General features: G+C 51.0%; 14 protein-coding genes. 3 read left to right on the top strand and 11 right to left on the bottom strand.

Annotated features, from left to right (window positions below; all coding sequences use genetic code 11):
- Nucleotides 1–294 precede the first annotated feature (294 nt).
- Nucleotides 295–879: a nitroreductase family protein gene (locus AB4124_RS06750; RefSeq protein ID WP_076322325.1), complete on the top strand. Its 585-nt coding sequence runs from the start codon at nt 295–297 to the stop codon at nt 877–879.
- A gap of 101 nt (nt 880–980) precedes the next feature.
- Nucleotides 981–1,352, top strand: coding sequence for a hypothetical protein (locus AB4124_RS06745; RefSeq protein WP_213646409.1), 372 nt, complete (start codon nt 981–983; stop codon nt 1,350–1,352).
- Nucleotides 1,353–1,456: 104 nt separating this feature from the next.
- On the opposite strand, the gene AB4124_RS06740 is transcribed toward AB4124_RS06745, so the two are convergent.
- Complete coding sequence (locus tag AB4124_RS06740; RefSeq protein ID WP_339269944.1) at nt 1,457–1,648, bottom strand: hypothetical protein; 192 nt, start codon at nt 1,646–1,648, stop codon at nt 1,457–1,459.
- A 208-nt stretch (nt 1,649–1,856) separates the two neighbouring features.
- Between AB4124_RS06740 and AB4124_RS06735 the strand changes: the two genes are divergently transcribed.
- Nucleotides 1,857–2,687 carry an aldo/keto reductase gene (locus AB4124_RS06735; protein ID WP_441971912.1) on the top strand — a complete coding sequence of 277 codons (831 nt, stop codon included), beginning with the start codon at nt 1,857–1,859 and terminating at the stop codon, nt 2,685–2,687.
- A 96-nt stretch (nt 2,688–2,783) separates the two neighbouring features.
- Here the strand turns inward: AB4124_RS06735 and AB4124_RS06730 are convergent, their stop codons facing one another.
- The 10 genes from AB4124_RS06730 to AB4124_RS06685 form a co-directional block, all read right to left on the bottom strand.
- Nucleotides 2,784–3,368 carry a PadR family transcriptional regulator gene (locus AB4124_RS06730; RefSeq protein WP_441971910.1) on the bottom strand — a complete coding sequence of 195 codons (585 nt, stop codon included), beginning with the start codon at nt 3,366–3,368 and terminating at the stop codon, nt 2,784–2,786.
- Between the two features lie 4 nt (nt 3,369–3,372).
- Complete coding sequence (locus tag AB4124_RS06725) at nt 3,373–4,875, bottom strand: MDR family MFS transporter (RefSeq protein WP_441971908.1); 1,503 nt, start codon at nt 4,873–4,875, stop codon at nt 3,373–3,375.
- 246 nt (nt 4,876–5,121) lie between these two features.
- Nucleotides 5,122–5,529: a VOC family protein gene (locus AB4124_RS06720; RefSeq protein WP_441971906.1), complete on the bottom strand. Its 408-nt coding sequence runs from the start codon at nt 5,527–5,529 to the stop codon at nt 5,122–5,124.
- A gap of 271 nt (nt 5,530–5,800) precedes the next feature.
- A complete protein-coding gene (locus tag AB4124_RS06715) occupies nt 5,801–8,269 on the bottom strand; it encodes a UvrD-helicase domain-containing protein (protein ID WP_441971904.1) in 2,469 nt (822 codons plus the stop codon).
- Nucleotides 8,270–8,800: 531 nt separating this feature from the next.
- Entirely contained in the window at nt 8,801–10,054 is a 1,254-nt protein-coding gene (locus AB4124_RS06710) for an anti sigma factor C-terminal domain-containing protein (RefSeq protein ID WP_441971902.1), read from the bottom strand.
- On the bottom strand, nt 10,051–10,551 hold the full coding sequence (locus tag AB4124_RS06705) for a sigma-70 family RNA polymerase sigma factor (protein ID WP_430110630.1): 501 nt from the start codon (nt 10,549–10,551) through the stop codon (nt 10,051–10,053). Before AB4124_RS06705 ends, AB4124_RS06710 begins: the two co-directional genes overlap by 4 nt.
- Nucleotides 10,552–10,754: 203 nt before the next feature.
- On the bottom strand, nt 10,755–11,516 hold the full coding sequence (locus AB4124_RS06700) for a stalk domain-containing protein (protein ID WP_076322314.1): 762 nt from the start codon (nt 11,514–11,516) through the stop codon (nt 10,755–10,757).
- 55 nt (nt 11,517–11,571) lie between these two features.
- Nucleotides 11,572–11,796 carry a hypothetical protein gene (locus AB4124_RS06695; RefSeq protein ID WP_441971899.1) on the bottom strand — a complete coding sequence of 75 codons (225 nt, stop codon included), beginning with the start codon at nt 11,794–11,796 and terminating at the stop codon, nt 11,572–11,574.
- A gap of 171 nt (nt 11,797–11,967) precedes the next feature.
- Complete coding sequence (locus AB4124_RS06690; RefSeq protein WP_441972484.1) at nt 11,968–13,104, bottom strand: ArnT family glycosyltransferase; 1,137 nt, start codon at nt 13,102–13,104, stop codon at nt 11,968–11,970.
- Nucleotides 13,105–13,246: 142 nt separating this feature from the next.
- Nucleotides 13,247–13,477 (bottom strand): hypothetical protein, encoded by a 231-nt coding sequence (locus AB4124_RS06685; protein ID WP_098741711.1) that lies wholly within the window; start codon nt 13,475–13,477, stop codon nt 13,247–13,249.
- Nucleotides 13,478–13,504: the final 27 nt, after the last annotated feature.

Here is a 13,504-nt window from a genome sequence, read left to right as displayed (position 1 = left end):
TCCTAATCTTCTTGTGTGAGTTAAACATCATTATCCCAGATAATGGCATGGAAATCTAGATGAAAAGTGAAAGGGGAAATGTGAACGTTTCGTACCAAATGCTAGTAAAACAGAGGGGAAATTACAATAATTCTAGATTGTAAAATGAAGCTCTAGTACTGAAAACAGCTCATTAATTTTCAACTGGTCAATTTAGAAGCGATACGGTGTGCTTTTTGTTATAATTGAGACAGGCTCTCAATTAGGAGTATGTAAAATAAAACCAACTATATATAGCTCAGGAGGAAATAAGATATGAACGTAAGTGAAGCTATCCGCACGCGCCGCAGCCTTGGCAAGGTCAAGCCTGACGCTGTACCGCAGGAATGGATTGAACAAATCGTAGAAGCGGGAACCTGGGCGCCGAACCATAAGCTCACGGAGCCGTGGAAATTCTTTGTCATGCAAGGGGAGGGCCGCGACGTGCTCGGCAACGCACTTGGTGACATTCAGGCGGCAGGTGGTGATGATACGAGTGAAGAGGCTGTAATTGCAGCACGCGAGTCAGGACGTACGAAGGCGTACCGGGCTCCGGTTGTTATCGGTGTGGCGGTCGAACCGTCCACGGACCCCAAGGTGATTGAACTTGAAGAGTACGGAGCGGTGTTTGCCGCTATTCAAAATATGCTCCTGCAAATTCATGAGCTTGGCTTGGGTGCAGTGTGGAGAACGGGCGAGCCGTGTTTCCATTCGCTGATGAATCAAGCGTTCGGATTGAAGCCTGAAGATAAAATGCTGGGTTTCCTATACATCGGATATCCGGATATGGAACCTAAGCAGGGGAAACGTCAACCGGCAGCGAACAAAACGGTATGGCTGAATAGTGCTGCAGACCTGTAGTTGATCTACCCTCCACCGCAAAAATCCGGTATAATGAACCCTAAGTTTGTCTTAAGGGTGTTACGGCATCCGGGCGATTGACACTAGGGGAGTGTACGGGAATGAAATTTCGGTTCAAGCAGTGGGATCTGGGGAGCAAGTTTATTTTTATAGCCACCTGTTTAGCGATAGCCTCTTTCTTTTTTAAATGGCTGGATATCGGCGTGGCTGCAGAGAATGGTTTTTTGCAGGGCGGCGTGTTTTTCATCGTATGTTTCATCTATCCATTTTTGAAAGTGGTCCGCGAGAAGAAGATGAACAAGCTGATTGCCTACATTTTTGCGCTGGTCGCTATATTTTTGACGATGACGTACGTGTCATCCAAAACCGTAGATTTCTTCGGCCAGACAATAAGAGGGGCGGCGGCAGGGCCGTATTTGTTCTTGGTGTCATGCGGACTGCTGAGCTTCGGTATTTTTAGACGCAGGTACTAGACTCGCTGCGCATGCTTTTGTATATGGCGTGATAGGAATGAAGGGCTGAACCCGGAGGCGACATACCTCTGACAGGGACGGCCCTTTTTCTATTTTGAGACAGATCACCACTGGGTGAGAAGGACAAAGCCGCTGATCGACACCGCGTAAATGATTAACAGCACCACGGCGTACTTTTTGGCACGGATGTTCAAGTTGAAGACGGCGGAGAGTCCGTTGTTGATTATATTTCCGATGAATAGAATGAGCATGAGCGCGAGTGCAGTGATCGCAACGATGAGCGTAGCGGTTTCCATGGGTTCGTGAATCCTCCTGTTTTAGCTGTTAATGGCGCATAAGATATATTCCATTGTAACGGACGAAGTTTAAACCCCGGTTAAATGAAGTTAAAAAATGAATGGAACCTGGCAAGTGGTGTAACGTTGAGCGGGATACTGGGATTTTGATATACTGGAGAAAGCGACTTTACAACCGCTGTATTACATCAACAGGAGGGATTTCAGAATGGCCAATCAAACTTTTACCGATGGACCTACTTTGAATGACGGCGTAAAAATGCCGTGGCTGGGTCTTGGCGTATGGAAGACCAAAGAAGGCGAAGAGGTTATTCAGTCCGTAAAATCAGCAATCGCTGCAGGGTACCGCAGCATCGATACAGCTGCCATCTACGGCAATGAAGAGGGCGTAGGGCAAGCCATTCGCGAATCCGGAGTTTCGCGGGACGAGCTGTTCATCACCACCAAGGTGTGGAATGATGACCAGGGGTATGAGAAGACGCTGCAAGCTTTTGAGACGAGCCGCAAGAAGCTCGGGCTGGATATCGTTGATTTGTATCTCGTGCATTGGCCGGGAAAAGATAAATACCTCGATACGTGGAAAGCATTGATTCATCTGCAAAAAGAAGGACTTGTGCGTTCCATCGGGGTCAGTAACTTCCAGATCCGCCACCTGCAGCATATCATCGAGGAAACGGGTGTCGTACCGGTTGTCGACCAAGTCGAATTGCATCCGCTGCTCTCCCAGAAGGAGCTGCTAGGGTATGCACGCGAGAATAATATCGTCCTGGAGGCGTGGAGTCCGTTGATGCAGGGCAATCTTGATCAACCAGTGCTCGCGCAGATCGCGGAGAAATACGGAAAAACCACGGCGCAAGTCATTCTGCGCTGGGATATTCAGAACGGTGTCATCGTCATTCCGAAATCGATTAAAGAGCATCGCATTCGCGAAAATGCGGGCATCTTCGATTTCGAGCTTTCGGCGGAGGATGTGGCAGCCATTGACGGCTTGAACCAAAACAAACGTTTTGGCTCCAATCCGGATGAAGTCCTGTTCTAAATTTCGCTTCCATATAAAAAGAGCGAGCACAACCCGGAATGAGGGAAGTGCCCGCTCTTTTTTACGTTATTTATCAGGATGGAGTTCCTCTTGCAGTTATCGTTGTTCTTCGAGCCCATCCACAGGAAACAAAGGTTCACCAATCGTACCGAGCTTTCCCTGTATTAGATCTTCGTGCAATCTTTTCAGCCAGTTCAGGTCGGTCTTGGCATGTTCATACATCCCGATCATCAGATGCTGGGCGCTGCGGGGGACGATATGTTGGTGTTCCACGTATAATTGATATGTCTGGTTCACCCGATGCTCTGTTTCCCGGATACGGGACTGCAGGATCGGGGCCAGAACGGCCGGGTCCGCGAGTCGCGAGAACGGCAGCGCAATATAGAGCGGGTGATGCACGGGCTCGATGTCCCTGAATTTTTTGAGCAGCAGCTGCTCAAAAAGCTTGCGTCCGGCATCCGTGATCCGGTAGATGGTTTTGTCCGGGCGGCTATCGCTCTGTATGGTTTCCACTGCTTCGATATATCCGCTCTCGGCAAGCCGGTCTACCGCGTAATAGAGAGAGCCCATCTGAAGCTTCGTATACTGATCCATGCCGCGATCCTTCATCTTGATCCGGATCTCGTACGGATGATGGTCTCCTTCCAGCAGCAAGCCCAGGATGGCCAGCTTCATCGACATGACATTAGGCTCCCTTAACCTTGGCAGGCACGGTCACCCGCTCGTTGCCCATCATGAGCACAAACACGAGAGCCAGTACCGCCGGCACAAGCGCCCACAAGAACGTATTCGCAATGGAATCCGCCAAGGAAGTCGTAATCTGTTCACGCACGTTCGGCGGAAGCTGCCCCATCACTTCAGGTGAAAGAACGGCATCCGCATTTAACTCGGCACCGGCCGGCGCGTTTCCTCCGGCTTCAGCAAGTCGGCTGTTAAGGCCGTTGCGCTGGATGATCCCGAAGATCGTAATCCCCACCGTCATGCCGAAGGAGCGAAGGAAGGAGTTCGTCGATGTTGCCGCGCCACGCTGTCTGGCATCAAAGTTATGGATGGAGGCCATGCTGAGCGTGGAGAACGAGAAACCGACGCCAAAGCCGGTCAGGACCATGAAGATCGTCAACAGGTAGCGCGGCGTATCCGGGCTTATCGTGCTCAGGCAGAAAATGCCTGTGATAAAGCACAAGACGGACAGAATCATGATGTTTCTAAACGAAGTCCGGGTCGTCAGCATACCGCCGCCTTGGCTGCCGAATACGCTCCCGAGCATCATCGGCATCAGAATGAGGCCCGAATTGGTTGCTGATCCACCGTACACGCCGCTAACAAAGATCGGGATGTAGATGGTTGCCACAATAAAGGTTGCTCCATAGAACAAGGCAACGATATTGCTCGAAGCAAACAGGCGTTTACGAAACATTTGGAACGAAATAATGGGTTCGGCTGCCCGGGTCTCTGCGAACAGAAACGCAATAAACAGAGCAATGAATCCCCCGAACAAGCCTAGAATTTGCGGTGAGTCCCATGCATAGGTTTGCCCGCCCAGTTCCAGACCGAACATCAGGCAGATGATTGCCCCTACAAGCGTTGCGGCTCCCGTCCAGTCAATCTTTTGCTTGGCATGGGAACGGGTCTCCTTATAGGAGGTCATGATGAAAATAAAGGATACGATCCCGATTGGAACGTTGACATAGAATATCCATTCCCAGCCGACGCTATCGGTAATAAAAGCACCCAGCAGCGGTCCCAAAATGCTGGAGGTACCGAATACGGCACCGAGCAAACCCGTCATTTTACCGCGCTTCTCCGGCGGGAACAGGTCAAACACGATGGTAAACGCAATCGGCATTAGAGCACCGCCGCCGATTCCTTGAATCGCCCGGTAAATAATAAGCTCTGTCATATTGTTGGCCATCCCGCAGAGGGCGGAACCGATCAGGAAGACAACCAGCCCGAATATAAAGAACCGTTTCCGCCCGTACATATCGGACAGCTTGCCGAAGATCGGTGTGCCGGCCATTACGGCAACCATGTAGATTGAGGTTACCCAGACGACTTGGTCAAAGCCCTGGAGATCGCGGATAATCGTCGATAAAGCCGTGGCTACAATCGTGTTATCGATGGCGGCCATGAAGATGCCGAGCAGCAGACCGGCCACGACCAATTTGATGTTGCTTTGTTGTGCATTCATGTTAAGAATACTCCTTTTCCATATTCAACTATGTACATATTATTCAAATTTGAATAATTCGGTGGTTATATTGTAGCCGGATTAACAGATGTTGGCAAGATGTTTAATGGCACTGCCTGTCTCTACATTCTGGACAAAAAAAACAAGGCCAACCCAAAGCTCACGGGATGACCTTGCAATAATAGGGAATCGGCTGCCGGGATGCCTTCGCGTCAAGACGCGCTGTTAGCTGCCTCCAGTTAATACTTAACAGTTCATCTGCGGCGATTTGGGATCCAACTGCATAAATTCGATCCGATTGCCGTCCGGGTCCCTGGCCCAGCACTGCCAGTTGAAGTCTTTTCCTTGGACCGGCGGGACGTCGAGTTTCACGCCCTGATTGCGGAGATGTTCCGCGATGCGCTCGATATGCTCCACCTCGAGGCAGAGATGGGAGAATCCGACGGGCCGTTCTACTTGCCCCGGTTTCTGTTGCCCACCGTAAAACAATTCGATAAACTGTCCGTCACGCACCTTAATGTACTCGATCCAGGGTTCACCTTGATCGTTAGGAATATCGAAAGCACGGGTGAAACCAAGAATATCACAGTAAAAATGCAGAGACTTCTCCATATCGGCGACATCGAACGCCAGATGGGCGATTCCTTTAATCATGGCAGCATTCCTCCTTGGTATGTATCAACGCTTAAGGATCAGGCGAGTTCATAAATCTATTGTAGCTTATTCTGTATACGCTTCCATATATATTTGAAAAATCGGAGGAATAAAACAATGGAGAGAAAAAGGACCGACCTGTTACGTTCGGTGAAGAACGATAAGGGGCGGTCCTTATTTGTATATTGGATAGCAGCCTACAAACACATGGATTAATGATTGCAAAATGATCGATGTAATTGTTTTCGGTGACTCCAGAAATTAGGCGTTCCTAGCGCCTCTGATGCACCGGAACTTCTTTACGCCCCTGTTTCATGGGCGACTGGCATAAAGGACAGGCCTTGCTCTCCCGATCCCGTGCGCCAGCGGCGATTCTCGCGTTGACTCGCTGCCAGCCTTTGCAATTAGCGCTGGTGCACAGCCACACGTCGACGATCTCCGTTGCAGCGGGTGCAGTCTGATGCTGTAAGCTGGGAGCGGAGCCTGAACCTGAACCTGAACCGATGCGTTGGCTCCTCTGGCTGGCAGTGCTTACAGTTGCCCGCCCAGCAGGTGAAGGCAAGGATGAGCGCTTGGCTGAGGTTGAGGTCTCTATGCGGACCGTACGCTTTGCCGTAAACGTCGATCGCGGCGTTGACCCGCCGCCCTTGCTTGGTATGCTGTTGCCTTGCTTGCTCTGCTCGTCCGTAACGAACACATCGCGGAAGAAGCGGGAAACCTCCGCTTTTCGCCCCCGATAAAAGCCAGGCGAACTGACAATCAATTCATCCCGAGCCCTAGTGATAGCGACATAAGCCAATCTGCGCTCTTCTTCCAGCGCATCCAGCGCCTTATCTTCTTTGTCCGACAGCGGACGCTGATCGTCCCTGCGCTCGGCGTCCAAAGCGGACGTATGCGGCAGAATGCCCTCGCTTGCCCCGATCAGGCATACCGAGGGAAACTCCAGCCCTTTGGATTTATGGATCGTCATTAAGCGGACAGCATCGGCATGTTCGTCCCGTTTCATGGCCGCCATTTCCTTATGAATGATGATCAGCCGATCGACAAATTCGACGAACTCAGCGATATCGCCAAAGCGTTTCGCTGAAGCCTCCAACTCATCCAGTCCTTCCTGAATGAATTCCTTATGGAGGGTGATCTCCTGCCGCTCGTCTGCCTCCAGAAACTTGTCATAGAATTGGCGCCTCATTTCCTGTACGGCCTGAAGGGGCTCCATCGCCTTTAGTCCCTTAATGAGCTTTGTGCGATCTCTAATATTCTCGATCTGGAAATCCTTGAGGCCAGGAAAGGATAGAAGATGAGATAGAGGGCCCTTCTTGGGACGCGGAGCATCCTGCTGCCGGATGAAAGCCATACCTTTGTCCCGGTTCATGTACAGCGTATGGAGCATGCCCTCCATGGCCGTGAAATTGCGTCGGTCCAGCGACAGCCGCAGATGGTCCATGAGCGGTTTGACAATCCACTGTTCGTAGAACAGATCTCCATTCTCGTAATGAATGAACGGAATCTCCCGCATCACGAGCTGTTCAAAGATAGCCCGGCTGTTGTTCGCGGTCCGGTACAGAATCGCATGATCGCGGTACTGCTTTCCGTGCTCCCGGACCTGCTCAGTAATATGGGTCAGCAGTTGCTCCGCTTCTTGGTCTGGATCGCCTGGACGAAGATACAGCGGCACGCTGCTGCTCTTGCGGGTCGAACGCAGTTGCTTGGGGCGGCGCCGTTCATTGACGCGGATAATTTCGTTCCCCAGCCCGACGATCGAGGAGAGAGAGCGGTAATTGATATCGAGCGTCACGACCTTAGCCCCGTGAAACGTCTGGTCGAATTCCAGGATGAATTCGTTGCGTGCCCCGTTGAAGCCGTAAATGGTCTGGTCATCGTCACCCACAACCATTAAATTGCGGTGCGGGGCGACGATTTTTTTGAGCAGCTCATAAGGCAGCAGTCCCGTATCCTGGAACTCGTCGACCATGACATAACGGTACCGCCTCTGAAGGGAAGCGAGCAGACCGAGATCATGGGACAGCAGACGATAGGACAAGACCAGAATATCATCAAAATCCATCTGGCCATGGTCTTCCTTCCACGCTTCATAACGGGCAAAAATTTGCCTTTGCTCGACTTCTGCAGGTGTTTTGACAGGCAGCTCGTCAAGTCCGGTCATACTCATTCGATGGGCAGACCAGAGCGATAGCAGCGTCTCAGCTTCGTAGCTATCCTGCAAGCCCATTTCCCGCAGAATGCGCTTCATAATAAATTGCTGATGTCTGGAGTTGCTCAGGATTTCCTGCTTGTAGCCACGGGTTCGCAGCAAGTACAAGAAGAAGGAGTGGAAGGTTCTGGCCGTTACTTTGGCGGCTTCGCTAGCCCGTAAGCCGGGAAGCGCCATGATGCGTTCTTTCATCTCGGCTGCCGCCTTGGATGAGAAGGTGACAAGCAGGATGGAAGACGGATCAATCTTCTTGGCCGCAATGAGGTAGCCTGTCCGGCTGACCAGCACGGAGGTCTTCCCGGAGCCGGCGCCTGCAAGCGTAAGCAGCGGTCCTTGGGTATGTCGTACAGCTTGGATTTGGGCGCGGTTCAGCAGCAGTCCCCGGGATTCCAAGCCGCGAAAAAAAGCCGCATCCGGCGCGTCATCGCTGATCAGGTCCTGGCTGTTCTCGAAGGAAGCCAGCTTGGCAAACGGAATATCCTGACGCTCTCCGCCGTATGGGCGTTTATAGAAGGGGATGGATGTCATGAAATTCACCAATCATTTCGTATTTCGATTATCGTCCTACCAGTTTACCGGATTCTCGGAGGTCTGGCAAAGCGCAGGATATGGATAAGAACCCCGGGATGCGAACACTTATGAATTCATGATGTGAATTTCAGAGGCGCACGCCAGAATTGCACTGATTTGCTTTCGACTCGTTTAGCCTGCCAGATCCGCGGATTCGAACGAAGCCGCGAGACTATATTGCTGAAGCGATGGAGAGGGACCGCCGAATCCGGGAGGAGCGGGAGAGGAAGCGGCAAATGGAGTTATGGTCACATGAGGCAAGTGCTGACAGCGCAGATCATTCATGACCTGAATCATTTATATGAATAACAAAAATCCCGGGCTCAAAATAGGGGAGTCCGGGATAGCTGTTGCCCTTATGTGATTTTGTACATCGTGAGCATGGCTTCCTGTGGTGCACGGTGCGTAGTCCGGGGGAGGCCTGGATGGCTGTTGACATTATTCATGTCAGCAAGCCTGTTGAAGTATACGGCATTCGCCAAAAGACCATCACTCGGTCCAATTCCACAGCCGCACTTCTCCGACCCGCAGGTCGCGGACCCAGGATACCTCACGCAGGGTCAACAGCTCCTTAACGGGGCCGGTAATGACAGCACCATAGAGACGAACGCCGTTCTTTTCCACGTAAGCTAACGAAGCATCTACGTCAACAAACGGAGCCACCCGGTCGGCAATCAGGTCATACTCTTGCAGCAGCCGCAGCGATTTGACGAAGTGCTCATTCCGCAATTCCCCGTCCCCATAGGTGTCTATTGAAGGGTAATGTCCGCCGCTGGACACGATTTTGCCAAACCAACCGCGTTTTTCTTCCTTATAGGAGGTAATCGTCAAATCGTCATGATGCCAGACGGGATAAGACGGAAAGCCGACAGGATCGGTGATTACTCCATTATGACCGCCGAATCGGTCATCCGGCCCGGTATCGACGGCAAACCAGACAGCCTCCATATCCCGGTTCTCGAGCTGCTTCAGCAGCTCGTCGGTCGAGAAGAAGCGGTTAAACGATACATAAGCCTCGGCCACGGTACCCTCTGGGAGTTTTTCAAGCCTGGACCAATCACCGCTCTTGGCGGAAGAGGTGCTAGCGTGCTGTTCTTTCGACTGTTCCTTGGGATCTTCTTCTTGATTTGCGGAAGAAGTCTCCGCAGAGCTATCCGGCCGGTAGAAAATCTGTGATATTCCCGAGCTGCCTTCTTTCCAGTCCATGTCGACGGACGGCAGCCCGAACAGGAAGTTCACGGTATATTCGCCGACGGTCACTCGTTCTGTCCCTACTTTCTTGTCTATATCCCCATACACTTCCTGCATGAAGAAGACTTTGCCCTGACTGTTGAGTCGAACGTCGATGTTAGGCTGGGATATCGAGATAGCGGAAGCGATGGCATCCCGATATTTATCGTTTCGGCTTGGGTCGCCGACACCGTAGAATAACGCTGTACCAATTGAGCTAAGGATGGATACAACCAGAAACACAGAAATAACCGTCAGCGTATTCGAGATTCGGGCCTTCCATTTGCCCCTGCGCACGATTCGCTTTTCTTTCTTGGGCGAGAGGCCGGTCTGATCGTCAGCGCGCTTGTGCAAAGCTCTATTAGAAATAGAGCTTGTGTTATCCATCATTTCATCCAGGTAAGCCTGGTATTCCTCCAGCTTTTCCATTTCCCGCTCTACTTCGATTTTTTCCTCGTCACTCAAATTGCCATCTGCGTAATCCTTCAGCCGCTGTTTAAATTCTTCGCTCATAGTGCCCCTTCCTTTCGTTTCATTTCCCGCAGCCGCTGCCTGGCCCGAAATAACGTGATTTTGATATGGGATAAGGTGAGGCCCATAATATCCGCCGCCTCCTGGTAGGAGAATTGATGGAAATCCACCAAGATAACCGCCTGCCGCTGCTTCTCTGGAATATCCGTCAGCATTTGCCCGATTTCTCTTTGGGCTTCTTGCTGAAGTAGGATGTTCTCCGGGGTATTGCGGTCGATCATCTGATCGAAAAAACCAGCGTCCCTCACGATGCTGCGGCTGGCCTTCCGCTGATAATCCACATAAGCGTTATGGGCAACCCGAAATAGCCATGGCTTGATTCGTTCTTCCTTCCAATCCTCAAGGAACAGGTAAGCGCGATAGAAGGTTTCCTGTACCAGGTCTTCCGCCGTATGGTGATCATAGGAGAGGGAGTACAAATAACGATAAACGTCCTTCACGTAATATTGATATATCGATTCCAGACTGTTCAGTTTCATGTCCTCCCCTCTAAGTAACACACGTTTAACCAGAGCATAAAGTTACACTTTCGGCTATAAAGAAATGAAGCAGCGATTGAGCCCCTTAGTCGCAAAAAACAAAAGCCCGCCAGATGAGCGGGCTTCCGATAGAATATGAAGTGCTGTAGAAAAGGGGGTTACCGTAAACGGTGGGACTCACGCGCCTCTGCAGTATTCGGAAATCACTTGCTATTCTTGTCTATGTAGGCCGTCAGCGTTTTGTATTGCTTGCTGTCTTTTTCGGCATAGTCCAGCGCTGTTTTTCCGGACGCGTCTTGGATGGAGGCATCCACTTTGTGCTGGTTCAGCAGCTTGTCGATGAAAAAGTCATTCTTGTGGATGACAGCCAGATGAAGCGGTGTCTGACCATCGAAATTTGGCAGGTTGTAATCAAGCTCACCAGCTTTTCCGTCCATCTGTACAAACGGGTCGTAGAGGGAGGAATCGCCGTTTAGAATCAAATAGTGCAGCAGGCCGTTGCCGGTTGCTTCGTCTTGGGAATACAACTTCGCTTCACCGGCAGCGATAACAATATAAATCTTTTGCATATTCAATTCGCCGTTCACTTCGATCAGCTTGCCAAGGTTTTTCACCAAATGGCGTTCTTGAGCAGGTGCTCCTTCGGACTCGGAAGGCGTAGTCGGGCCAACCGGGATTGCCTCTCCATTCGAGGATTTGGGAATAATCCCGATCTGATCGGCACCAACAGAGCCGACCTGATATCCAAGCGCTTCCGAGAAGTCCCGGACAGGGACATAGAGCTTGTTCTGAATGACAACGGGGGACTCGGACAGCTTGGCCTCCGAACCGTTGACCAGGATCTTGGAATGGGACGGTACGGCCTTCAGATAAACGGCAGCGCCAACAACCGTACCTGCTGTTAGTGCCACGCCGACGATTGCGCCAAGTGCAAAAGCAGGAATAGAAGAGAAACGTTTTTTCATAATATCCTCCCATGGCGGTATATGGACTTTTACACCATTATATACCAATACAGCGTTACCTCAATTGAATACTCGGATCCAACACGATAATTCGCTGTTCATTTAGCGCGGTGTGTAGCAGATCATCTTCCAGACTCGCCGCAACGCCTTGTTCATCGTTCATGCGATGATCCTGGCCTGAGCGATTCGAAGCATCCGTAAAGAAGAGTATGATGCTTACCGTCAGGACGCTTGCCACAGCGATGCTGAGAATGGTGATATACTTACGGTTTATTTTCATACCTGACACCTCTCTTGGCAGGGATATATGAAAACGAAGATATATTATAGACGTTTCGTCAGCCTGAAAGGTTCTAGAAAAATGTGAAAAAAACGCCTAAAGGCACAAGGTATAAGTGCTTTCAGGCGCAGAAGTTGCATGATGATGGAATGACAGGCTTCACGTTGAAACTTACTTACGAAGCAGTCGGGTTTTATGTGCATAGATAATCGCTTTGTCCGCGAGAAAGGCAGCGTAGAGGAGCAGGAAGACCGAATAAGGAAATCCGGTACCGTCGAGGCTCGGAACCAACCATTCGGCGGCAATAAAGTACAGCAGGGTCAACAGCACCGGGAGCTGCCGTTTCAGGTGGTATTTCCAAACCGACCAGATGACACCGGCAGTCCCGGCAAACAGCATGAGGAGACGGACGGCGTCCAATGCGGATTGCACGACCTTTCTGGCTTCCTCATTTCCGATCGCAGCCGCATATTTGGAGGTGCGGCCAGCAAATATGCTCCGGAAGAGATGAACCAAAGGGTTGCCTTCGATGTATCTCGATTCGAGCCACAGCGAGGCAAGGTTCCACGGACCGGACATATACATCAAACGATTGAAAAGCGGGATGTTCAGCCACCATGGGGACAAGATGAGTAAATAACCCGCGCTAATAAGAATGAGCCCGCCGGTTACAATTTTGACCGGACTGCGGTACTTGACCCAAAAGGCAATGAACAATACCGGGTACAGCAGCGCCTGAAGGTTGTAGCAAGCCATAAGCGCCGTAAGCGCGCCGGCAGCCGCGTACCAGCCAGCCTGCTTCAATTCAAGCGCTCCGATGACGGCGCAGACCAGAAGAAGCATTAGGGTCTGCATGGTCGTATCCGGCAGGATCAGCCGGACGGCGCCGTAAGCCGGCCAGAATAGCGCGTAGATCATGCATGACAGAAAAGCGATTCGCGTATTAAACATGTAGCGGGACAGCACAAAAACCAAGTAGACGGAAAATGCATGGAAGAGACATTGGAGCAGCTGGTAGGCAATCAGGGCAGCATCCATGCTTCCGAACAAGGCGGTAAGTCCGGCAATCATAAGCGGCACACCGGGCATGACGCTGGAGGCATGTTCTTCCAGGTCTCCACCGGGGTGGCTGATCATGGCCGCACTTTGGATATATCGTTCTTCGATTACGCTGCTTATGCTCGGGGAACGTTCATGAAGACCGGTAAGAACCAGCAGACATGACATAACCAGAACGGCAGCAATCAGTACCAGCAGCATCCTTCGCTGCACACGGTTTAACGTCCATATGGAAAACAAAGGGTCCACTCCACTCTGTATATAATCTCTAGGGTTCAAATCAGAATTTATACCCTTATATATTAAAGAATAAACGGTGAAATAAAAAGGCTCCGCCAAAACGGAGCCCATAAGTTCAAGTTACGCTGCAGCGACAAGATCTGTCCCACGATTAAAAGCCGCTGTGATACTTATCGTTACTGGATGAACGATCCTTTGACGTCCCGTCCCGCTGCTTCTCTTCCTGGCGCTCCAGCCTGGCGTCTTCCATCGGAATCGGGTCCACATGCTGTTCACTCTCAAACTTATCGAACAGGCTTTCTTGTTCCGTCGGGTATTGTTCAGGGTGATCCATGTTGCCGGGACCGTTGTGAAGCGGAAGATCCTTTTTCTTGTCAGCCACCGTTTCTCACCTCATTTTATCGTTGTG

Source organism: Paenibacillus sp. 2KB_20, assembly GCF_052115765.1.
In the GTDB taxonomy this organism is placed as follows: Bacteria; Bacillota; Bacilli; order Paenibacillales; family Paenibacillaceae; genus Paenibacillus_AQ.
The sequence above is the reverse complement of the archived record's forward strand: the minus strand, read 5'-3'. Positions and strand labels throughout refer to the sequence as shown.